Origin of the sequence: Arcobacter rhizosphaerae (genome assembly GCF_049472155.1) — a bacterium.
Taxonomy (GTDB): domain Bacteria; phylum Campylobacterota; class Campylobacteria; order Campylobacterales; family Arcobacteraceae; genus Arcobacter_B.
On the sequence record NZ_JBMOVW010000004.1, the window covers coordinates 59,860 to 82,866 of the forward strand.

The following is a 23,007-nucleotide window of genomic DNA, read 5'->3' on the forward strand; positions in this document are numbered from 1 at the left end:
AAATAAAAAAAGCCAAACTCTATTTAGAGTCTGGCTTTGGCTTGTTTGATTATAAGTCTTGCTCGATTACTTGCTTGAACTTATTGAAATATACGTCAGACATGGCTTCTAAATCTTTATAGATATCATTAATAGATATTTTATCTGAACCAACTGTACCTATTGCACTACACTCAATACCTTGTGCATTTGCTATAGCTTCAAATGCAGCTGCATTTTCAGGCTTAACTTCAACAATAGCTCTTGATAAAGATTCAGCAAAAATTTCTTTTGAGTCATTTAAAGAAATATTTGCTTCAATACCTTTTTTACCAACTACTGCCATTTTAGCTAAAGCAATAGCAATACCACCAACATTAACATCTTTTGCAGCTTTAATTAAACCTTTTTTATTTCCTTCAATTACAGTATTCCATAAAGAAAGCTCTTTTTTAAAGTCAACTTCTGGGTGAGCACCTGCTACTTGATTATACATTTTTTTCATATATAAAGATCCACCAAATTCAGCTTTTGTTTCACCTAATAAGAAAAGCATATTCCCTTCTTCTTGAACACAAGAAGGAAGAACTTTATTTGCATCATCATTTACACCAACCATAGCAATTGCAGGAGTTGGGAAAACACCAACACCATTAGTTTCATTATAAAGTGATACATTTCCACCAATTACTGGTGTGTTAAGTTCTGCACAAGCTTTTTTAATACCTTCACAAGCTTGAGCAAATTGCCACATAACCTCTGGGTTTTGGGGATTACCAAAGTTTAGACAATCAGTAATAGCCTTTGGAGTTGCACCTGTCATAGCTACATTTCTTCCTGATTCCATTACAGCTGCAGCTGCACCTAATTCAGGATTAATATAACATTGTCTTGTATTACAATCAGCAGACATTGCTAAGGCTTTTCCATTTTCTTTTACTCTAATTACAGAACCATCATTTTGACCTGGGCCTTTAACAGTGTTAGTTTGAACCATAGAATCATATTGGTTATAAACCCATGATTTATCAACTACTTCCATATCTGAGAATAATTCTTCAAATACTTCTTGGTTTGATAATTCTTTATCTAAAGCTATATCTTCAATACCATCTAAGTATGCAGGTTTAGCAACTGGTCTATCTAATACAGGAGATTGTTCTGATACAGGCTGAACAGGAACTTCTGCACACTTTTCCCCATGCCAGAATAATTCCATATTTCCAGTAGCAGTAACTTCACCAATTACAGCAACATCTAATTCCCATTTTTCAAAAATATCTATAATTGCTTGTTCACAACCAGCTTTTGCACAAATTAGCATTCTTTCTTGAGATTCTGATAACATAAAGTCATAAGGAGTCATTCCCTCTTCTCTTGCAGGTACTTTATCTAAATGCATAATCATACCAGAACCAGATCTTCCTGCCATTTCAAATGAAGACGAAGTAAGTCCAGCAGCACCCATATCTTGAATACCAATAATTAAATCTTCTTTAAATAATTCTAAACAAGCTTCTAATAATAGTTTTTCAGTAAAAGGATCACCAACTTGTACAGTTGGTCTTTTTGATTCAGAATCTTCATCAAATGAAGCAGAACTCATAACAGCTCCACCAAGTCCATCTCTACCAGTTTTTGAACCTACATACATTACTGGGTTCCCAATACCTTCTGCTTTACCATAGAAAATTTCATCAGCTTTAGCAATACCTAAGTTAAATGCATTAACAAGATTATTTCCTGCATAACACTCTTCAAAGTTTGTCTGACCTCCAATAGTTGGAACTCCCATACAGTTACCGTATCCACCAATACCAGCAACAACACCTCTTAAAAGGTATCTGTGTTTTTTAGCAGTTTCACTATCACCTTCAATTCCAGCAAATTGAATTAAGTTCATAGATGCAACAGGTCTAGCACCCATTGTAAATACGTCTCTCATAATTCCACCAACACCAGTAGCAGCACCTTGGTATGGCTCAATAAATGATGGGTGGTTGTGTGATTCCATTTTAAATACAGCAGCATATCCATCACCGATGTCAATAACACCAGCATTTTCACCTGGACCTTGGATAACCCATGGAGCTTTAGTTGGGAATCCTCTTAAGTATTTTGTACTAGATTTGTATGAACAGTGTTCAGACCACATCGCAGAAAAGATACCAATTTCAACATGATTTGGATCTCTTCCTAAGATTTCTTTTATATTCTCTAATTCTTCAAGTGTCAAAGAGTGAGCAAGTGCCATCTCTTCTAGGTTCATCTCTTTATTTTGCATTTTTCGCCTTAAAATATGGTTATTAAGTAAGCGTGATTATATCCAAAAAAGAGTTAAACTATGTTTTAGTCTTCAAATAAAATTTTCATTTTATTATCAATAATCTCTACAATCAGTTCTTTATTTCCTATGAATTTTAAAGTATCACTTTTATAAAATTCATCCATATAAACCCTAAATAATCTTTTATTTAAAGAATTTGGATAAACATAAATATTAATATTTGAAAATCTTATAATTTTTTCTTCATCTTTTGAAAATACTCTATTTTTATATTGTGAAAACTTCTCAATTTTCATTCCATCATATCTTTTAAACTCATTAGAATAAAAATTTAAATACTCGTCAATATTTGAATACTTCCAAGCCAATTTCCATTTATTTAAAGAAGCCAAAACAACTGCTAATTCATCTTTAGAAGCTTCTGTAAAAGTATTTTCACTTGTAATTAGAACTGCGTCTTTAAGATTTATCTTATTTCCTAAATCTATCAACTTTTCATTATCTAAGGCTATACAACCCTTAGTAAATTCTTCTCTTTTACCATCAAGAGGCATTCCATGAATCCAAATACCATGACCTTTTTTACTCATACTTTTATCAAAATTATTTGGATATGAAGTCACAAGAGCGAAAGGCCCATAAAATTGATCAAGTTTTGTTTTTTTCTGTGTTAAGTCATACACTCCAATAGGTGTTTTTTTATCCCCTTCAAGATACTTATCACCTTCTACTTCTCCTGTTATAACTTCATTTTCAAAAAGTTTTTCTAGTTTTTTATTTTCATTTTTAAATAAAAAAAGTTTCTTATCTTTTTTATTTGAAAAAAGAATGTATTTTTTACTTTCGATATAACCAAATTTTGTGTCATAAGATTTAAGTACATAATCCCAATAATCTTTTTTAGTAAGTTCTTTTTCTATTTGTGTTTCAACTGCTTTCAGGCCTTCTAATCTATATAAATCAACTAATTCTTTTGAAAAAAGGTTTGTAATAAATAAAGAGAATATTAAAAATAATAATCTAAACAAAATAACTCCATAATATAAATTTTTAAGTTGCGCAATTGTATAATGATACCCCTAATTTTTAAATAAAAGTGAATATGTCCGTGAAAAAAATCATTGTTAGTTTATTATTTTTTATCAGTTTTTTGTTTGGTGCTGAAGTTAAGGAATTACCTTGGCCAAAAGGTGAAACTTTTTTAACATTTTTAGAAAAATATTCAATTCCTCAAAAATTATATTTTGAGCTTGAAAAAGAAGATAAAGAGTTATGTTCTGAAATAAGAGCTGATGATAGATATTATTTATATGAAAATGATGATGGAACATTAAATCAAGTATTAATACCTGTATCAGAAGAAATACAACTTCATATATATATAGATGAAGATAATACATACAAATTTCAGACTTTACCAATTAACTATAATGAATTTACAGAAACTATAATTGTTCCAATTACAAATTCAGTATCTTACGACCTACAAAAAGCAACAGGAAATGCAGCAGTATCAGCTCAAATAAAAGCTTTATTTAATGATGTAAATTTTAGAGGTATGCAAAAAGGTGATATTGTAGCTGTTAAATATTCACAAAAAGTATTATTAGGGAAAGCACATGGTTTACCTGATATAAAATCAGCTATGGTTGAAGTTGCAGGCAATAAATATTATAGATTTAAAAATGAAAAAGATGATAAATACTATAATGAAAAAGGTGTGGGTTTTACAAAAACATACTTCTTTAGAATTCCTCTTACATATAAAAGAATTTCAAGCCATTTTACTAGAAAGAGATGGCATCCGGTTCTAAAAAGATATAGAGCTCACTTAGGAACGGACTTTGCAGCACCAAGAGGTAGAAAAATTTATGCAGCAGGTGATGGAAGAGTTGAGTTTGTAGGTAGACGTGGGGGTTATGGTAAAACTATTATCATAAACCATAGAAATGGATATAAAACTCTTTATGCACACCAAAATAGATTTAACAAAAGCATAAGAAGAGGTCAAAATATAAAGAAAGGTCAGCATATTGGATATGTTGGAAGTACAGGTCTTAGTTCTGGCCCTCACTTACATTTAGGTTTATATAAAAATGGAAGAGCGGTTAATCCTTTAAAAGTTATAAAAAAACCAGATACAAATGGTTTAAAAGGAAAATCAAAAAGAACATTTGTTGCTAATGCAAAGTTAATGATTGAAGAAATAAATGCAAAAATAGATAATAAAGATTCAATTAAAGCAACAAGATTAGATAGAATAGATTATAAAAGTGAACTAAAAATTTAAAAAAAAAGGAGTCATTATGCCTCAAGAAGAAGTGATTATAACAGATCCTCATAAACTACTAGAAACCTTTGACTCTTTACACCCCACAGATATTGCTAACTCTTTAAAAAAGATTGAAAAAGAAAGTGTTGAAGATTTCTTTTTTGTACTAAAAAAAGTACCTGATGATATTTTAGGGGAAGTTATTCTTGAACTTCCAGATAATTTAAGAGAAATAGCCTATGAAGAGCTATCAATTAAAAAGCTTACGGATGCAGTAGAAGAGCTAGAATCAGATGATCAAACTGACCTTATTTTAGAATTAGAGGAAATAGATCAAGAAAAAGCAAAAGAAATTTATGATGGACTTGAAGAAGAAGACCAAAAAGATATTGACTGGCTTAAAAAATATGAAGAAGATGAAGCTGGTGCATATATGCAAACGGAGCTTTTCTCTGCAAATCTTGATGAAACGATTGGACAATCAGTAAAAAGATTGAAAGAAGCAAAAGCATCTGATGAATTAGAAAATATTCATCAAGTTTTTGTAATAGATGAAAATAGAATATTAATAGCTTCAATTTTACTTGAAGATTTAATCATTTTTGATTTTGAGAAAACCTATGATGAAATATTGAAAAGTGATGATAATAAATTTAAACCCTTTAAAGTTGATGATCATGAGCATATTGATAATGTAGCCAAAAACTTTGAACAATACGACTTATCAGTTGTTGCAGTTACAAGCTACCAAGGTGTTTTAATGGGTAGGATTACATCCGATGATATTTTAGATGTAATTGAAGAAAATGCAACTGAACAAATCTATCAATTAGCAGGGGTTAATGATGAATTTGAGCATGAAGACAAATTAACAACGACTGCAAAAAAAAGAGCATTTTGGTTGTTTTTAAATCTTGGAACTGCTATATTAGCTTCTTTAGTAATAGGTATCTTTGATGAAACAATTCAAGCTTATGTTGCTCTTGCGATTTTAATGCCAATTGTAGCTTCTATGGGTGGGAATGCAGGTACTCAAACTCTTGCGGTAATGGTAAGACAGTTAGCTTTAGGTGATATTGAACTTGATAATGCAAAAGATGCTGTGAAGAAAGAAGTAGTTATTTCACTACTTAATGGTTTACTATTTGCTGTAATTATGGGTGTTATTGCTTGGCTTTGGTTTGATACAAAACTTCTTGGATTAGTTATAGCTATGTCTATGATGATAAATCTATTCAGTGCTGGTTTCTTTGGTGCTGCTATACCGCTTATATTAAAAAGATTTGATATAGATCCTGCTATTGGAAGTACAGTTTTACTTACAACTGTTACTGATATTGTAGGATTTTTTAGTTTTTTAATGCTAGCAAAAATAATACTACTATAAAAGGTTCCCCTTTTATAGTAAATTTATTTATGAAATGAGTTTTTAACTATTGATAAAAACTCATCTTTAGTTGTCTTATTTGTTTTAAACAATCCTCTTAATGCAGAAGTAACAGTTGTTGAACAAATTTTTTCAACACCTCTCATCTCCATACACATGTGTCTTGCATCAATAATTACGGCAACACCTTTTGGTTTTAAGTGTTCATTTAAAGCATCACAGATTTGTTCTGTTAATTGTTCTTGAATTTGTAATCTTCTTGCAAAAACATCTACTACTCTTGGTATTTTAGATAATCCAACTACCTTTCCATTTGGAATATAAGCAACATGAGCTTTTCCAATAATTGGTAATATATGATGTTCACATTGAGAGTAAAACTCTATATCTTTTACCACAACCATTTCATCATTTGTTGATGAAAATAAAGCTTTTTGAATAATCTCTTTTGGATCTTGATTATATCCTCCACACATAAATTCATAGGCTTTTCTTACTCTACTTGGTGTATCAACTAAACCTTCTCTAGAAGGGTCTTCACCTACATACTCTAATACTTTTTTTATAGATTCTTCAAACTCTTCTTTTGTAACCATAATAAATATTCCTTTAGTTTTTTATCATATTTCCCATATCCCATATTGGAATAAAAATTGCTAAAATTATCCATAAGATTAAACTTACTATGATTATTAAAAATATAGGTTCTATATATGATATAAACTTTTTCATTTTTTCATCAAATCTATTTTTGTAAATATCTTTAATTTCTTTAGATATTAATATCATGGAATTTGAAACTTCTGCTGTATTAATTAAATTTAATACTAAAGAATCAAATAAACCAGATTTTTTAAAGGATAAATTAATACTCTTACCGTTTTTTAATAGATTTTCAATGAGCGATATTTTATCTAAAAGGTATTTATTTTTTATTAAAGCCTTTGAAGAATTTAGTGCATTAATAAATTCATATTGTGAGTTAAGCATAATATTTATAACTAAAAAAACTTTATACATCTGTATTGAAGAGTATAAATCTTTAAATATATATAACTTTTGAAAAATAAATTTTGAAAATATATACTGTAAATGTTCGCTTTTATAATATATATAAGCACATAAAAAAATCACTAAAACTAATAAGAACATTATATAAATAAAATAATTCATATATATAGAATGTATACTAAAAAGTAATTTTGTAGCAAGAGGTAATGACTCATAGTTATTTATAAAAATAGTTTTAAATTTAGGAACAACAAAATAAAATATTATATTTATAGATAAAAATAAAGAAAAAAATAGAATCAATGGATATCTCAATGCTTTAGAAAACTCTTTTTTTATTTTTGATTCTTCTTTTAGTAAAAAAGATAAAGCACTAATATTTTCTTTTATATTTCCATTTTTCTGACACAAATAAAGAAAAGATAGAACATATACATCAAGCTTATAATCTTTAAAAATATTAGAGCTTTTATCTAATCCCAAAAAAGTTTTTTTTAAATTAAGAATAAAAGACTGACTTGATTCATCTTGATAATTTTCTAACAGTATTTCTAAGGCATTACTTATCATTAGATTTGCTTGTAACATAATATTTAATTCAAAAAAAATTGATGTAACTATTTCTTTTGAAATTACAATCTTTCTTTTAAATAATTTAAGTTTTTTATTTTCTACATAAGGTTTTATACTTAAAATATCTTCCGGAAGTTGCTCTTTTTTTATATTTTCTGTGTGGATTATTTTGATTTTAACTTGGTCTTTTTCTTGATATTTCACTTCATATATTTTCATATTGTCACAACTTTTAATAGTTCTTGCATAGATGTAATATTTTGACTTACCTTTAACTCTCCATCATCAAAAAGAGTTTTATAATTTATCTGTTTTAAATATTTATTAAAACTATTTATACTTTCTTTTTTAAAAATCATAGAAGATAAATTTTCATCAATCTTTAAAGATTCAGATACAACAGTTCTGCCTTTATACTTTGTGTAATTACAAAAACCACAGCCTTCTGCTTTACACTTTGGACAATAAGATAAAACAAGTCTTTGTGATAGAATAAGTTTTAAACTAGATGAAATTAAAAAAGGATCTGCTTTTAAATCAAATAATCTAGTAATAGTCTCTACACTACTATTTGCATGAATACTAGCAAGAACTAAATGCCCAGTTAAAGAAGCTTGAAGTGCAATTTTAAGAGATAGTTCATCTCTAATTTCTCCTATAAAAATTATATCTGGATCTTGTCTTAATATATTTTTTAAAATCAAATCAAAACTTAAACCTACTTTGTTATTTACTTGTACTTGAGTTAAAGAGTCTATTTTATATTCTATAGGATCTTCAATAGTTATAATTTTTTTATCACTTGAATTTAAAAAATTAAGCATTGAATAAAGACTAGTAGTCTTTCCACTTCCTGTAGGCCCTGTAACTAAAATCAAACCTTGAGCTAAATTTAATGAATTTTGAATATTAAGTAAAACATGAGAAGAAAATCCAATATCTTTTATAGATATATCAATATTTTTACTATCTAAAACTCTTATTACTATTGATTCAGAATTTAAAGTAGGCATTGTTGAAAGCCTAAAATCAAATTTTTTATCATCTATATCTAAAGAAAATCGACTATCTAAAGGTAATCTAGTTTGTGTAATATCTAAATTTGAAATTAGTTTTAAAAAGGAAGAAATTAATTTCAAAAAATATTCATCTAATACAAGAAAAGTTTTTAGTTTTCCATCTATTCTAAATCTAATTAAAGTTAAACTATCACAATTTTCTATATGTATATCACTTGAATCTTTATAAATACTAAAAGAAAAAAGTTTTTTAACAAAATCTTGCATTAAAGAACTATTTGAGTTTTCAACTTCTTTTGTTTTAGTAGCAAGAAAAAACAACTCTTTTTTAATATTTATATCATTTAATAAAAATAGTATTTCTTCTTTTCTCACATTTATAAATTTTAAGTTTTTATTAGCAAAAAATTCTTCTATATTATTTAGATTAGACTTAGAGCATACATACAAATAAATTGTTAAACCATCATCTTTGAAAGGTAAAATAATATTATTTCTTAAATACTCTATATCATATAAAACAAGAAGATTATAATTTAATTTTTCATTTAAAATCGTTTTCATGATAGACCTTTATAATAAACTCTTTTGAACTTTTTTTTAATGTGACACTATTAGTATCTATTTTCAGTATTTTATAAGAAGAAAAAGTATCACCTACTTTTCTCCACTTTTTCTCTAAAAAGGCATAATTATCTATTATGCCTTCTACCTTAGGTAGAGTTTTCTTTTTTGACATCTTTATTTTTATATTGTTAGACTTTTTTAAATAAGTAGTTTTAAAATCTATTCTTATTTTCAACTCATACAGATTTTTTTTTTTTTGATATAGTTCAAAATAAGTGATTTTTGAATTTGAATTTATATATTCAATAAAATTAGTAAAAGAATTAAGTTTCTTCATTTTTCCAGTTAAAACTATATTTATAACTTTATCTTTTGAATCAATACTAGAAATACTTATTTTATTTTGTTTTGTATATTTCTCAATTTGATTTATTAAATCAATAGAAGAGTGATGATATATAGATTTAAAAGTAGGATTTTTAGTAGTAAAAGACTCATTTTTTTGCAAGTTTATAAAAAATAAGACTATACATAAAAAAGATAATAAGTATAATTGGATTTTTACTTTTACTGATAAATCAATAAACTTTTTATTTATTGAAGACAATATTTCCATGAAATACATACTCCTGTTTATTAAGTTTTAAATTACTTGAAACAATTTGTTTTTTATATGTATTAAGAAAATCAAAAATAGGTTTTTTTGCCTTTGAACTTATTGAAAAAGTATAATTTTTGCCCTTATATTTAAAAGTAATTAAATTCAAATTATTATCTCTAAGATATTCATTAAAAAGAGTAAAGTCCTTATGAAAGGATTTAAAATACATTCTTTTTCTTTCCTCATTTAACTTTATTATCTGTGCTTGCTTTTGTTTTTGAATATTTTTATCTTGTTCAATTTGAGAATAAAAATAAAATCCATAAGCAAAAAATAGTAAAGAAATTAAATAAGTGATAAAATATAATAAACTATGATTAGTTTTTCTATTTATATTAATTAAAGTAGTTTTACTTTTATTATTAGAATATATTCCATATAATTCATCAAGTTCGTTATGATTTATATTTACAATCTTTTTTATACGTATTCCCAAATATGTAAAAATAAAATCTTCTATTTTATTAGGAGACAATTCATATTCTAATTCTTTAAAATAATAAAATTTTTTTTCTATATAAACACAAAAAAAATTCTTTGAAATAACTAGAGTTTCTTCTTTACTAGTACAAAAAGAAGTAAAAGCTTCAAAGAAAAACTTAGTAAATTCATCAGTACATAAAAAAACTTGATATTTATTTGATTTAAATAAAGGATTTATATATATAGTTTTATTTTCATAAAATTCTTCATCATGAAGCAGTAGAGAAGTAAAAATAAAGTCTTTTAAATTATTTGATTTAATTTTTTCTTTTGAGTCAAAATCTAAAGTTTTAAAATCATCTTGTAGTGTAAGTAAATTCATAATAACTCATTTATAATTTAATGAGTTATTATAACAAATATAAGTTTTATTTGAACTTAATTGATAATATTTTTAATTATCTATATCATAGCCTAATTCTTTTAAGCCTTTTTTATTTTTTGTCCAACCTTTTTTTATTGACACAAAAAGCTCTAAGTAACATTTTCTACCTGTTAGCTTCTCAATTTTAAGTCTTGCGTCTTTACCTATTCTTTTAATAGCAGTTGCACCTTTTCCGATAATCATACCCTTTTGAGTACCTTTTTGTACAATAATCGTAGCTTTTATTACATCTAAGTTATCTTTCTCTTCTACTTTTTCAATTAAAACATCAGTCTCGTAAGGAATTTCATCTGATATATTTTCAAATATTGATTCTCTAATAAACTCTTTAAAAATATCTCTTAAATGTTCTGTTGTCATAATTTCAGGATCAAAAAGATAAGGATGTTCAGGAAGAAGTTTTACTACATCGTCTAAAATATCACTATGAGTAGTCTGTTTTTTAATTGATACAGGAATAATAGATTCATATTTACTAGAGTACTTTTCATACTCTTTCATTTTTTCTAATACTTCTGCATTTGATACATTGTCAATCTTTGTTAACAAAAGAATATGCTTAACATTTTTTTTATTTTTTTCTAAAAAACTCTCATAGTGTGAAAGTTTATCTGTAACAGGAGCTAAAAATAAAATTAAATCACAATCACCCATAGCTTTTAGTGCTTCATCAAGCATAAATTGATTTAAAAGTTTTTCTGTTTCATGAATTCCTGGTGTATCAACAAATATAATTTGATTATCTTCATGCATTACTATTATATTTGATCTTCTTCTTGTAGCATTAGCTTTATGTGATACCATAGCAATTTTTTCACCTACTAACCAGTTTAAAAGTGAACTTTTACCAGCATTTGGTCTTCCTACTACAGATACATAACCACATCTTGTCATTAATTTTCTCCTTGGGTTTTAATCCCTATTTTATTTAACTTTTGTATATTCTATCATCTTAGTGTTTACAAAGTGGTAAACCCCTAAAAATCGTCTTTATACCTATCTCTTATAGCTAAAAACTCATCGAAATATTCAAAAAGTAAATCAACAAGTTTTGGTTCAAAATGAGAACCTTTATTCTCTATAAAAAACTTTTTAATATCTTCTATTTTCCAAGCTTTTTTATAACATCTATCACTACCTAAGGCATCAAATACATCTGCAACAGCTGTTATTCTTCCATAAATATGAATTTCAGTTCCCTTCAATCCTCTAGGATATCCTGAACCATCCCATTTTTCATGATGCTCATGAGCAACAATTGCAGCAGCTTTTAATATTTCTCTTTGTGAGTGCTTTAACATATCATAGCCCAATTGAGCATGTGTTTTCATAATTTCCCATTCTTCTTTATCTAGCTTTGCAGGCTTTTTTAATATGGCATCTGGAATACCAACTTTTCCTATATCATGCATAGGAGAAGCTTCTTTTAAAAGTTCTGCTATATTTTTGTCTAAACCATATTTTAATGCTAAAAGCTTAGAATATTCAGCCACTCTTCTAACATGATTTCCTGTCTCTTTTGATCTACTCTCACCTATAGCACCCATCGTAAAAACAACTTCTTTTTGAGTACTTTCAATTTCATTATTTAAAGACTCAATCTCATGAATATTTTCATCAATAGTTGAAGTCATACTATTAAAAGAAATAGATAATTTACCAAATTCATCATTTGTAAATATTGGTAGTTTAGAAGATAAATCTTTTTTATGATTAATAATTTTTTCAATATATTTAATAATAAATTCTAAAGGAAAATTAATTCTTGAAATTAATGTTGCAGCTGATAAAACCAATAAAAACAATGAAGCAATGCTTACAATAATAATTATAACTGTTGTGCTTTTTGAAATGCTATCTGAATGATTTAAAATATTAGTTTTTATTTCATTTGATATCTTATTTAATTTACTTATTTGACTAATAACATCTAAATTTACAATTTCACTCTCTTTTATAAGACTTTCAAAAGCTTTTTCTTCAATAAGATGCCTTTGCTTAGAAATGACAAATAAGTTGATTAAATCTCGAACTTTGTAGAACTCATTATTTATATTGATCAGATTTTTATTAAATCTTTTATCGTTTATGCTATTGATTCTATTTAAAGTACTTTCAAAAAGAGAAATTAATTGATTTAAGTTATTTCTTTTTATACTTCTTAAAATATCAATATTATCTGTATTATTAATATAAGAAAGAAAAGTAGGTAGTTTTAATATAGAACTATCTAACTCCTTAGAAAGAGTCATAATTTTTTGATATTTACGTATTATATTAAAATCTAAATTTTCCTTATTTCTTCTTATATATCTTTTGTCGTAAAGTGATGCTTTTCCATATAACGCTTCTGTCTCATTTGATATATTTTTTATTGATTCATCTATCTTTAACTTATATTGTTTTATTTCGTTTTTAAAAAATAAAATTACATTTTTCGAATCAAATGTTTTTTTTTGAAATAAAACTAAAGTATTTATATTTTTTGATACTTTTTTTAATTCTTCATTATATTCAAATAAATAATCCTCATCTTTTTTAATTAAAAAATCATCATTAATATTTAAAAGTAATTCTTCATACCCCTTTAATGATTTTTGATTATCTACAAGTATTATTCTATTTTCTAAATAATTAATACTTTTAATTAATGTTAGTACTTTTTGGTTTTGTCTTTCTAATTCAAGAATATTCTTTAAAGTTGTTTGATCATATTTTATTGTAGAAGATAAATAAACCATTGTAAAAGCAAAAATTGTAATAACTATAGCCATTACAATAACTCCTCCAATTACAATCTTCTTAATCGAAAAATCTTTTGTTAACTTTTGAAAAAATCGTAACATATTATTTCCTAAATATATCAGTATCAGGAATAGAAACTAAATTATTATTTTCATCAATTTTACATAACCATACTTTATTACTATACTGAGATTCACTATTATTAAAATCTGATTTAAAATTTAAGCCTATATCCATATTACGTAAATTTTTTAAGGCTTTATATATCTCCTTTTTATTTATATTTAAATTATTCTGTAATTCAAGAGTATTTACAAATAATTTTGCTACTAAATAACCTTCAAATGAAATAATATTATAATCATCTGTATTAAACTTTTTTATGTATGCACTCTTAAACTCATCAATTAGTTTTTTATTTTTTAAATCAGATAAAGGTGGTAAGACTTGACTTGTATATATGTCATTTTTAAATGAGCTTAATTCATTTACAACAACTTTTGAATCTATAGGAGAGAGTAAAAAAAATTTAGCTAACTTAAAATCTTCTTTTGCATATTTGATAAATTTTACAGTTGACTTATTTACACCAACAATTATAATGGCTTTAAAATCTCTATTGTAATCAAGTAATTTACTTAATCCTATTTCTATATTTTCAGTACCCTTAGTATATCTTTCATGTGCTATATCTAAAATAGATAAATTATTATTCTCCATAATAGCTTTTAAAACACCATGATATCCACTATCTCCATAAGTATCATTTTGAGTAAAAACTGCTATATCTTTTAGTTTTAAACCTTCCAATAAAAGCTTTTTTGTAATAACATAAGCTTCTTGCGTATAAGAAGCTCTAAAATTAAAAACATAATCATTTTTACTATTTCTTAAAATATTCCCACCACTATACGCACCAACAAAAGGAGTTTTATATTTTTTTATTACAGGTAAAATAACATTAGCTGTAGGTGTTCCAACACTACCTAATATAGCTAAAACTTTATCTTCATGAATTAATCTTTTAACATATCTACTTGCTAAAATTGGATTATACATATCATCATATACAATTAATTTATATTTATTTTTTGAGTTTTTTTTATAATAGTATTTATTATGAATATTTAAATAAGCTTCAATTCCTTTTTTCATATTCTTACCAAGATATGAAATTGAACCAGTCATATCAGCAGTCATGCCAATTTTTATTTCCTTAGAATATAAAAAATTTAAAATAAAAAGAAAAACAAATATTATCTTAAATATATGAGTCATAACTAGCCTTTTAAATATTATTATAATATTCTAACATACATATATTAAAGTTATTATCTTTTTCTAAAATTCAAACTTTTTAACAAATCACTTTTCTGTATTTTCTCATGTTCATTTAAATCGGCTATAGTTCGTGCTACTTTTAATACTTTATTTATACTTCTATATGATAATTGAAAATTTAGAATTGCTTTTTCTAAAATATCATTACATTCATTATCCAAAATACAATACTTTTTTATATCCTTATCACTAAGTTTTCCATTTAAATTCTTTTGACCTCTTAAGATTTGTTTTTCAAAAACTTTTATTACACTTTTATGAAGCTCTTTTGAAGTTACTGTATTTTTATTATCATTTAGATTATCATTCATTGTAACAAATAAATCTATCCTATCTAAAAAAGGTTCAGAAAGCCTATTTTTATATCTTTGGATTTCAAGGTCTGAACATCTACACTCTTTTATACTTGATAAAAGGTTTCCACAAGGACACGGATTCATAGCAGATACAAAAGTAAATTTTGTTTCATACTCTACTTTTGTATTTACTCTTGAAATTAATATTTTATTATCTTCTAAAGGCTCACGTAAAGCTTCTAAAATTGATTTAGAAAAATGTGGTAACTCATCAAAAAAAAGCACTCCACTATTACTTAAAGCAACTTCTCCAATTTTAGCATTTTGACTTCCTCCTCCAAATATGGAAGATTTAGTACTGCTATTATGTGGACTTCTAAAACTTCTTAAGGGAGTAAAATCTACTTCTTTATAATCTAAAGCTAATAATTTTGCTTTTTCCAAAATTTCTTCTAATTTCATAGGAGGCATGATATATCTAATTCTTTTTGCTATCATAGATTTACCACAACCCGGACTACCTTCCATAAGTAAGTTATGGCTACCTGCTGCACTAACTAAAGCTGCAAATTTTGCCATATCTTGTCCTATTACATCAGCAAAATCTAATTCATAATCATCACAGTAATAATATTTTTCATCAAGAGATATTGATTTAAATTCTAAATTTGTATTTTTATATGATTCTTTTTTAGTATCTAATGTAAAAAAATCTATTGCTTGCTCTAAGTTATCAACTATATATATTTCAATACCTGGTATTTTAGATATTTTTTCAGCACTTTTAGTACATACAAGTACCTTTTTTATAAGTTTTTGTTTTGATAAGGACAATACTATAGGAAAAATTGATTTTGTATCCTTAATTACTCCATCTAAACCCAATTCACCAAATATATGATAATCATTAAAAAGCATTTCTTTTTTATCATAAAAACAAATTTGAAGAGCTATAGCTAAATCAAAATGTGAACCTCTTTTTTTTATCTCACTAGGTGCTAGATTTACAGTAATCTTCAAAGGAGGAAATTTAAAACCATTAGTTAAAAGTGCTGATTTAACTCTATCTTTTGATTCTTGAATACTTGTAGATATTAAACCAACTATTGTAAAAGATGGCAAACCTTTTGTAAAAGTTGCTTCAACATTGATATCACTTGCATCAATAGTTTCCAATGATGCAGATTTTATAATTTTCATATATTTTCCTATTTTAAATAATAAAATAAATTATAACAAAATAGTAATAAATATAACATTCTTTATATTTTAGAATTTTTAAATCATTGATTTATATTGAATAGGTATAATAAGAAAAATTTTATTATGGAGTAGTTTTTATGGACTTAATAAACTGTCCTGTATGTGAACATCAAATACTATCAAGAATTGGTACTATTTGCCCAAACTGTGGCCACACAGTTAAGTATTTTGAGGGGAATAAAAAAAGAAAAGAATACAGTAAATATTTTGCATTATCTATATTTGTTCCTTTTACATCATTTTTAATAGTTTTATTTTCAGCAGTTAACAAAATAGCATTTTTTACAGCAATTATATTATTTATAATACTTGCAGTATATACAATACCTTTGAGATATAATAAACTATTTTTTACAAGTTATGAAAAGTATTTGTTTTGGGGAATTTGGCTTTTAGGAAATGGTTTAATTGTAACAATGATTTACAATCTTTTAAATAAGCTTTAAATAAAAGAAAAAAGAGTGTAAAAGAATTAACTTTTACCTTTTTCTTTTAACTTTTTTTTCCATTCTTTTTCGAATTTTTTTCTTTTTAAAAATGATAAGTTTTCAATAAACAAATGACCTTCTAAATGCTCCATTTCATGTTGCCAAGCAACAGCTAGAAAATCTTGGGCTTCCATAGTCTGTTTTTGACCATTTCTATCATAATACTCAACTATAATATGATGTGCTCTTTTTACTTCTTCATGGAAACCAGGAACACTTAAACAACCTTCTGTGAAAACTTGTTCTCCATCTTTATGAGTAATAACTGGGTTTATAGCCTCAATTAAATCCTCTTTTTCTTGAAGATCATCTTCATCAGGTAGACTAATAATAAGTATATTTAAAGGAATTCCAACTTGTATTGCTGCAAGCCCAACTCCACTTTGATCAATCATTGTATCATACATATCATCTAAAAGTGTGTGAAGTTCATCGTCGAACTTCTCCACATCTTTAGATTTTGTTCGAAGTAATTTATTTGGATAAGTAATAACTTCTCTAATCATTATATAAATCTCTATTTATGTCTTGCTATAACTTCATCAACTAAACCATACTCTTTTGCTTCAGTTGCACTCATAAAGTTATCTCTATCAGTATCTTTTTCAACAGTTTCAATATCTTGACCTGTTTGTTCAGCAATCATTGCATTTAATTCATCTTTCATTCTTTGAATCTCTTTTGCTTGAATCTGAATATCAGTAGCTTGGCCTTGTGCTCCACCTAATGGTTGATGAATCATAATTCTTGAGTGAGGAAGAGAATATCTCTTACCTTTTACTCCAGAAGATAATAAAAATGCTCCCATAGATGCTGCTTGACCTATACAAATAGTACAAACATCAGGTTTGATATAGTTCATTGTGTCATAAATAGACATACCACTAGTAATCACTCCACCTGGAGAGTTGATGTAAAGATAGATATCTTTATCTGGATCCTCAGCTTCTAAGAATAAAAGCTGAGCAACAACTGTAGAAGCTACTTGGTCATTTATTTCACCACTTAACATAATAATTCTATCTTTTAGAAGTCTTGAGTAAATATCATAACTTCTCTCACCTCTTCCACTTTTCTCAACTACGTATGGTATATAGCTCATTTATCTATCCTAGTTAATTATTTACCTAATTTTTCATCTAATAATTTAGAGATAACTCTCTCTTCAATCATAGACATTTTAATAGCTGGTAGGTATCCTGCTTCTTCGTATTGTTTTAATACTTCTTGTGGGTTTTGTCCCATTTGCATTGCTTCATAATATAAAACTTGAGTAACTTCTTGATCAGATACTTCAACTTCTTCAGCTTTTGCTAATGCGTCTACAATAAATGTAGCTTTTACAGAGTTTTGAGCATCTTCTTTTAATTCATCTCTCATCTCTTCTACTTTTGATGCATCTTCTTGTAATGCTTTAATTTCATCTTCACTCATAGTTCTAACTTTGTTGTTTAACGCATGGTTAACTTCTTGCTCAACTACAGTTGCAGGTAAAGCGAAGTCTAAAGATTCAACTAATTTTTCTAAATATGCAGGTTTTAACTCTTCTCTATAGTAAGTTACTTTTGCTTCATTAGTAATTTGCTCTTTAATTTTTTCTTTTAAAGTTTCTAAAGTTGCTTCTTCTTCATTTGGTAAGAATTTTTTAGCTAGTTCATCATTTAACTCAGCTTCTTCTTTTTCTTGAATTTCATGTAAAGTTACTTTAAATGTAGCTTCTTTACCAGCTAATTCTTTTGATTGGTACTCTTCTGGGAATGTAACAACAATATCTTTTTCCTCTTCATACTTCATACCAATAACTTGATCTTCAAATCCTGGGATAAATGAACCTGAACCAATTTCTAAAGAATATTTTTCAGCTTTACCACCATCAAATGCAACACCATCAACAAAACCTTCGAAATCGATTACAGCATGGTCACCTTCTCTAACCATTCTTTTTCTTTTGATTTTTACTAATGGAGCAGACTGATTAGCTAATTCTTGTAATCTTGAAGTTACTTGCTCATCTGAAGCTTCTTTAGACTCAACTTCTGGTAATAATGCTTTATAATCACCTAAATCAATGTTTGGTTTTACTGCTACTTTAACTTCAACATCAATTGAACCATCTTCATTTTTGTCAAATTTAGAAATTGCTGGCTCACCAACCATATCTTCATTTTTAACATCTAATTGCTTTAATCCATCAGTTAAAACAGTTCTTAATGCATCACCTTCTGCATCTTCTCTTAATTTATCAGCATATCTTTGCTTTACAACTGAAACAGGAACTTTTCCTTTTCTAAAACCTTGAATATCCATAGTTTTAGCAGCTTGTTTAGCTAATTTGTCTAAGTTTGTTTCAATAGTTTGCTTTTCAACTTTTGCAGAAATTACTACATTTGCGTCATCAACTCTTTGTGCGTTAAATTCCATGTAAATTTACTCCGATTGTTATAATTTAAACCAAGATTTTATCTAAAAATTACTAAGGCTTTTATAAAATACTTTTTTAAAGGAGTTTACTTGAGTTTTTTATATATAAATGTACTTTTTTTTATGCTTATTCCAAGCTTTGTTTTATTGTTTTTAATCATCAAAAAAGGTGATAAGTTTTCTTTATATTTTGACAAAAATATTTTAAATAAACTATCAGTTTCCAATCGATATTTTTCAAATAAAGTTAGAAATATTATTTTACTATTAAGTCTTATTTTTATGATAATTGCACTTGCAAGACCAGTAATAAATGAAAAAAATTATTCTTTAAAACAAAACATAAACTCTGTAATACTAGCAATAGATATTTCCAAATCAATGTTAGCAAATGATATAATGCCAAATAGACTTATTTTTGCTAAGAAAAAAGCTATAGATCTTATAAATGAATATAATAATTTTGCAATTGGAGTAATTGTTTTTGCTAAAAATGCTTTTATACTTTCACCACTTACACAAGATTTAGAGTCATTAAAGTATTTAGTAAATAATCTTGATTATACTTTAGATTTTAATAATGGTACAAACTTATATGTAACTTTAGAAGCTAGTAATAAACTTTTAAAAAACTATGAAAATAAAAATCTTATTCTACTTACTGATGGAGCAGATAAAATTGATTTTTCAGAAGAGATAAGCTATGCAAAAGACAATAATATTAAAGTATTTACAATAGCTACAGCTACAACAAAACCTACACCTATAAAGTTAAAAAACAATACTTATTTAGTAAATGAAAATAATCAGGTTGTTACAGTAAAACTAAATGAAAATATAAAAAATTTATCATTACAAAGTAATGGTGGATATATAAATTTTACTTTAAATAATAATGATATTAAGCAAATAAAAAATGAAATAACTAAATCTTTTTCAAAAAAAGATTTTAAATCAAAGAATATAAAAACTTATACAGAATTGTTTTATTATCCTTTAGGCTTAAGTATATTCTTATTATTAATTGCATTTTCATCCTTTCCTTCTTTTAAAAAAAATAGTAAACCCATAAATAGCTTTTTTATAATTGTGCTATTTTCTTTTATATATCCTAATACATTAAAAGCTGAAATTTTTGATTTTTTACATATTAAAGAAGCTACGAAAGCCTATCAAAATAAAAAGTATGATGAAGCCTATAATGAGTTTATTAAAATTAAAAATACTAATGAAAAAGAATATAATATTGCTAATACTTTATATAAACAAGCTAAATATAAAGAAGCTATAAAAAGATATAAAAATATAAAGAGTGAAAATAGAGACTTTGAATTTAATAGACTACATAATATAGGAAACTCTTATGTAAAAAACAAACAATATGAAGAAGCTATAAAAAGCTATGAAGATGCACTTAAAATAAAAAATGATAAAAAAACAAAAGAAAATCTTGAAGCAGTTAAAAACTTTTTAAAGAATAAAAACAAACAAAAGAAAGAAGAAAAAAAGAAAAATAAAAACACTAAAAATAAAGATAAAAACAATCAAGAAAAAGAACAAAAGAAAAATAAAGAAGAAAATACTAAAAATAAACAAGAAAAAACAAAAATAGATAATAAAAAATTCATTTCTAAAAAAGAAGAAGATAAATGGCTAAAACAGATTGAAGATAAAAAACCAAAAGTATTTTTACAAAAAGTAAAAAGCAAAAAAAATGTAGATTCCCAAACTGCTTGGTAATCTACATTAAAATAAATCTAAAGACTAGTAGTTTTTAGATTTTCTCATTTGAAGTAACTCTCTTTGAACAGAAATATTCACTTCTTCATCAGCTTCAAAATCTAATGAATAATTTCTTCCATCATAATCAACAGAATTTAAAATAACTTTCATAGCTTCAAGTCTAGCTTTATGTTTATCATCACTTCTAACTATATGCCATGGAGCAGATCTTGAAGTAGTTCTTCGTAACATCTCATATTTTTTTTCTGAGAACTCATCCCATAAATCTTGAGCTTGCATATCAACCTCTGAAAACTTCCATTGTCTTAAAGGGTCATTGATTCTTCTATCAAATCTTCTTTTTTGTTCTTCTTTTGATACAGAGAAATAAAGCTTAATTAAAATCATTCCTTGTCTTACTAAATCTTGCTCAAAATTTACAACATCTTCCATAAAAATCTCATGTTCTTCATTTGTACAAAATCCAAAAATAGGTTCAACCATCGCTCTGTTATACCATGACCTATCAAATAATACCATTTCTCCGCCTGTTGGGAAATGTTCAATATATCGTTGGAAAAACCATTGGTTTCTTTGTGTTTCTGTCGGTTTACCTAAGGCTACAACTCTATAATGCTTATTATTCATATATCTAGTGATTCGTCTAATAGCACCACCTTTTCCTGAAGCGTCTCTTCCTTCAAAAAGAATTATCATTCTTTTGTTTTCTTTTTCAAGGTAGTTTTGAAGTTTAATAAGTTCAATTTGATACTTTTTTAACTCTTCTAAATCATAAATCTTTTGAATACCATAAGCCAATGTTTCTGGATGAATTTTTTTGTAATCACCTAAAATATCTATTAGTTCTTGGTTTTCTTTCTTTAGTTTTTCTAACTCATCATTTATATGTGTATTTGTTTGAACTGACACTTCTTTTGTATTTTCCTTTGTCTTTTTTGAAACAATTGATTCTTTAAAACTTTTCATAAGTTCTAGTGCTGTTTTTTTAGTTAGATTATCTTTTTTTGTATAACCTAAAACTTTTACATATCTTTTTCTTTCAAATTGAAATCTAGCTATATATTTTTTTCCAAAAACTGGATGCGTAGCTTTTGAAATATATAAACCACTATAATTCGTTTTTTCAAAATCACTCAAGTTCATCTATTGAGCCTTTGCGAACTTATTTTCTTGTTCCATAATTTCAATTTCTCTTGTACCACTAATTAGAACTTCATCATCAACATTGTCAATAACTTCATGTACTTTATTTGGATATTCAATATTTGATAAAATATGCTTAATACAATTTAATCTCGCTTTCTTTTTATTATCACTTCTAATTACAGACCATGGTGCATGTTCTGAATTTGAAGCCATTAACATTGAAAACTTAGCTACTGTATATTTATCCCATAAGTTTTGTGATTCTTTATCTACAGGTGAAAGTTTATATTGTTTTAATGGATCAACTTCTCTTTTTTTGAATCTTCTAGCTTGTTCTTTTTTCGAAACAGAAAAATAAAATTTCATTAAAATAATTCCTGATTTAACTAACATTTTTTCAAATTCAGGAACCTCTCTTAAAAACTCATGGTGTTCTTCTGTAGAACAAAACCCCATAACAGGCTCAACGCCACCTCTGTTATACCATGATCTATCAAATAAAACTATTTCACCTGCGCTTGGAAGATGCTTAGTGTATCTTTGAAAATACCATTGAGTTTTTTCAATATCACTTGGCTTTTCAAGAGCTACAACTCTTGCACCCCTTGGATTTAGATGTTCAGTGATTCTTTTAATAGTACCACCCTTACCAGCAGCATCTCTACCTTCAAAAATCATAAGTACTTTAAGCCCTTTTTCTTTTACATGGTTTTGAAGTTTTAAAAGTTCAATTTGTAATGAAGTAAGTTCTCTTTCATATTCTAAAGTCTCTTTTTTTACCCAAATTTGAACTTTTTTACCTTTATGTTTAAGTTCTTCTTTTTTTCTATTTTTATTTTTGAAGTCGTGTTTTATATCATTTTTTGTATCTATTTCTTCGTGATCTTTAAACTCTTCATTTATAATATTTCTTTCTTGCCCCATTGTATACCTTTATTAT

The 23,007-nt window shown here is 26.2% G+C and carries 20 protein-coding genes; 4 read left to right on the plus strand and 16 right to left on the minus strand.

Going from position 1 to position 23,007, the window contains the following annotated elements; translation table 11 throughout:
- Nucleotides 1-49: 49 nt before the first annotated feature.
- Both purL and ACH5BH_RS07835 read right to left on the minus strand, forming a co-directional pair.
- On the minus strand, nt 50-2,263 hold the full coding sequence (gene purL / locus ACH5BH_RS07830; protein WP_404305399.1) for a phosphoribosylformylglycinamidine synthase subunit PurL: 2,214 nt from the start codon (nt 2,261-2,263) through the stop codon (nt 50-52).
- A gap of 65 nt (nt 2,264-2,328) precedes the next feature.
- Nucleotides 2,329-3,294 carry a L,D-transpeptidase Cds6 family protein gene (locus tag ACH5BH_RS07835; RefSeq protein WP_423297981.1) on the minus strand — a complete coding sequence of 322 codons (966 nt, stop codon included), beginning with the start codon at nt 3,292-3,294 and terminating at the stop codon, nt 2,329-2,331.
- Between the two features lie 80 nt (nt 3,295-3,374).
- Here ACH5BH_RS07835 and ACH5BH_RS07840 point away from each other — a divergent pair, with 80 nt between their 5' ends.
- Together ACH5BH_RS07840 and mgtE are read left to right on the plus strand one after the other, a co-directional pair.
- Nucleotides 3,375-4,556, plus strand: coding sequence for a peptidoglycan DD-metalloendopeptidase family protein (locus tag ACH5BH_RS07840; protein ID WP_404305402.1), 1,182 nt, complete (start codon nt 3,375-3,377; stop codon nt 4,554-4,556).
- 16 nt (nt 4,557-4,572) lie between these two features.
- Nucleotides 4,573-5,925, plus strand: a complete 1,353-nt coding sequence (mgtE, locus tag ACH5BH_RS07845) for a magnesium transporter (RefSeq protein WP_423297982.1) — start codon at nt 4,573-4,575, stop codon at nt 5,923-5,925.
- A 23-nt stretch (nt 5,926-5,948) separates the two neighbouring features.
- Here mgtE and folE read toward each other — a convergent pair whose 3' ends face one another.
- The 9 genes from folE to ACH5BH_RS07890 all read right to left on the minus strand — a co-directional run bounded on the left by folE (nt 5,949) and on the right by ACH5BH_RS07890 (nt 16,206).
- The gene (folE, locus tag ACH5BH_RS07850; RefSeq protein WP_404305406.1) at nt 5,949-6,521 is read right to left on the minus strand and encodes a GTP cyclohydrolase I FolE; all 573 of its coding nucleotides are present in this window, start codon (nt 6,519-6,521) and stop codon (nt 5,949-5,951) included.
- A gap of 13 nt (nt 6,522-6,534) precedes the next feature.
- On the minus strand, nt 6,535-7,728 hold the full coding sequence (locus tag ACH5BH_RS07855; RefSeq protein ID WP_404305407.1) for a type II secretion system F family protein: 1,194 nt from the start codon (nt 7,726-7,728) through the stop codon (nt 6,535-6,537).
- On the minus strand, nt 7,725-9,092 hold the full coding sequence (locus ACH5BH_RS07860; protein ID WP_423297983.1) for a GspE/PulE family protein: 1,368 nt from the start codon (nt 9,090-9,092) through the stop codon (nt 7,725-7,727). The genes ACH5BH_RS07855 and ACH5BH_RS07860 overlap by 4 nt, the downstream gene beginning before the upstream one ends.
- Nucleotides 9,073-9,711: a hypothetical protein gene (locus ACH5BH_RS07865; protein ID WP_423297984.1), complete on the minus strand. Its 639-nt coding sequence runs from the start codon at nt 9,709-9,711 to the stop codon at nt 9,073-9,075. The genes ACH5BH_RS07860 and ACH5BH_RS07865 overlap by 20 nt, the downstream gene beginning before the upstream one ends.
- Entirely contained in the window at nt 9,686-10,561 is an 876-nt protein-coding gene (locus ACH5BH_RS07870; protein ID WP_423297985.1) for a hypothetical protein, read from the minus strand. Before ACH5BH_RS07870 ends, ACH5BH_RS07865 begins: the two co-directional genes overlap by 26 nt.
- A gap of 72 nt (nt 10,562-10,633) precedes the next feature.
- On the minus strand, nt 10,634-11,518 hold the full coding sequence (era, locus tag ACH5BH_RS07875) for a GTPase Era (protein ID WP_423297986.1): 885 nt from the start codon (nt 11,516-11,518) through the stop codon (nt 10,634-10,636).
- An 83-nt stretch (nt 11,519-11,601) separates the two neighbouring features.
- Entirely contained in the window at nt 11,602-13,470 is a 1,869-nt protein-coding gene (locus ACH5BH_RS07880) for an HD domain-containing phosphohydrolase (protein WP_423297987.1), read from the minus strand.
- A gap of 1 nt (nt 13,471) precedes the next feature.
- On the minus strand, nt 13,472-14,647 hold the full coding sequence (locus ACH5BH_RS07885) for an ABC transporter substrate-binding protein (protein ID WP_423297988.1): 1,176 nt from the start codon (nt 14,645-14,647) through the stop codon (nt 13,472-13,474).
- A gap of 53 nt (nt 14,648-14,700) precedes the next feature.
- Nucleotides 14,701-16,206, minus strand: coding sequence for a YifB family Mg chelatase-like AAA ATPase (locus ACH5BH_RS07890; RefSeq protein ID WP_423297989.1), 1,506 nt, complete (start codon nt 16,204-16,206; stop codon nt 14,701-14,703).
- Nucleotides 16,207-16,346: 140 nt separating this feature from the next.
- On the opposite strand from ACH5BH_RS07890, the gene ACH5BH_RS07895 reads away from it, so the two are divergent.
- Nucleotides 16,347-16,715 (plus strand): hypothetical protein, encoded by a 369-nt coding sequence (locus ACH5BH_RS07895; protein WP_423297990.1) that lies wholly within the window; start codon nt 16,347-16,349, stop codon nt 16,713-16,715.
- Between the two features lie 26 nt (nt 16,716-16,741).
- On the opposite strand, the gene def is transcribed toward ACH5BH_RS07895, so the two are convergent.
- Genes def through tig form a run of 3 tightly spaced genes read right to left on the minus strand, consistent with a single transcriptional unit; the run spans nt 16,742 to nt 19,178 of the window.
- Nucleotides 16,742-17,263: a peptide deformylase gene (def, locus tag ACH5BH_RS07900; RefSeq protein ID WP_423297991.1), complete on the minus strand. Its 522-nt coding sequence runs from the start codon at nt 17,261-17,263 to the stop codon at nt 16,742-16,744.
- Between the two features lie 11 nt (nt 17,264-17,274).
- Nucleotides 17,275-17,859 (minus strand): ATP-dependent Clp endopeptidase proteolytic subunit ClpP, encoded by a 585-nt coding sequence (gene clpP / locus ACH5BH_RS07905; protein ID WP_404305426.1) that lies wholly within the window; start codon nt 17,857-17,859, stop codon nt 17,275-17,277.
- Nucleotides 17,860-17,876: 17 nt separating this feature from the next.
- Nucleotides 17,877-19,178, minus strand: a complete 1,302-nt coding sequence (gene tig / locus ACH5BH_RS07910) for a trigger factor (RefSeq protein WP_404305428.1) — start codon at nt 19,176-19,178, stop codon at nt 17,877-17,879.
- Nucleotides 19,179-19,268: 90 nt separating this feature from the next.
- On the opposite strand from tig, the gene ACH5BH_RS07915 reads away from it, so the two are divergent.
- Entirely contained in the window at nt 19,269-20,918 is a 1,650-nt protein-coding gene (locus tag ACH5BH_RS07915) for a VWA domain-containing protein (RefSeq protein WP_423297992.1), read from the plus strand.
- A gap of 24 nt (nt 20,919-20,942) precedes the next feature.
- On the opposite strand, the gene ppk2 (ACH5BH_RS07920) is transcribed toward ACH5BH_RS07915, so the two are convergent.
- On the minus strand, nt 20,943-22,064 hold the full coding sequence (ppk2, locus tag ACH5BH_RS07920; protein ID WP_404305432.1) for a polyphosphate kinase 2: 1,122 nt from the start codon (nt 22,062-22,064) through the stop codon (nt 20,943-20,945).
- Nucleotides 22,065-22,991 carry a polyphosphate kinase 2 gene (ppk2, locus tag ACH5BH_RS07925; protein WP_404305434.1) on the minus strand — a complete coding sequence of 309 codons (927 nt, stop codon included), beginning with the start codon at nt 22,989-22,991 and terminating at the stop codon, nt 22,065-22,067.
- Between the last annotated feature and the right edge of the window lie 16 nt (nt 22,992-23,007).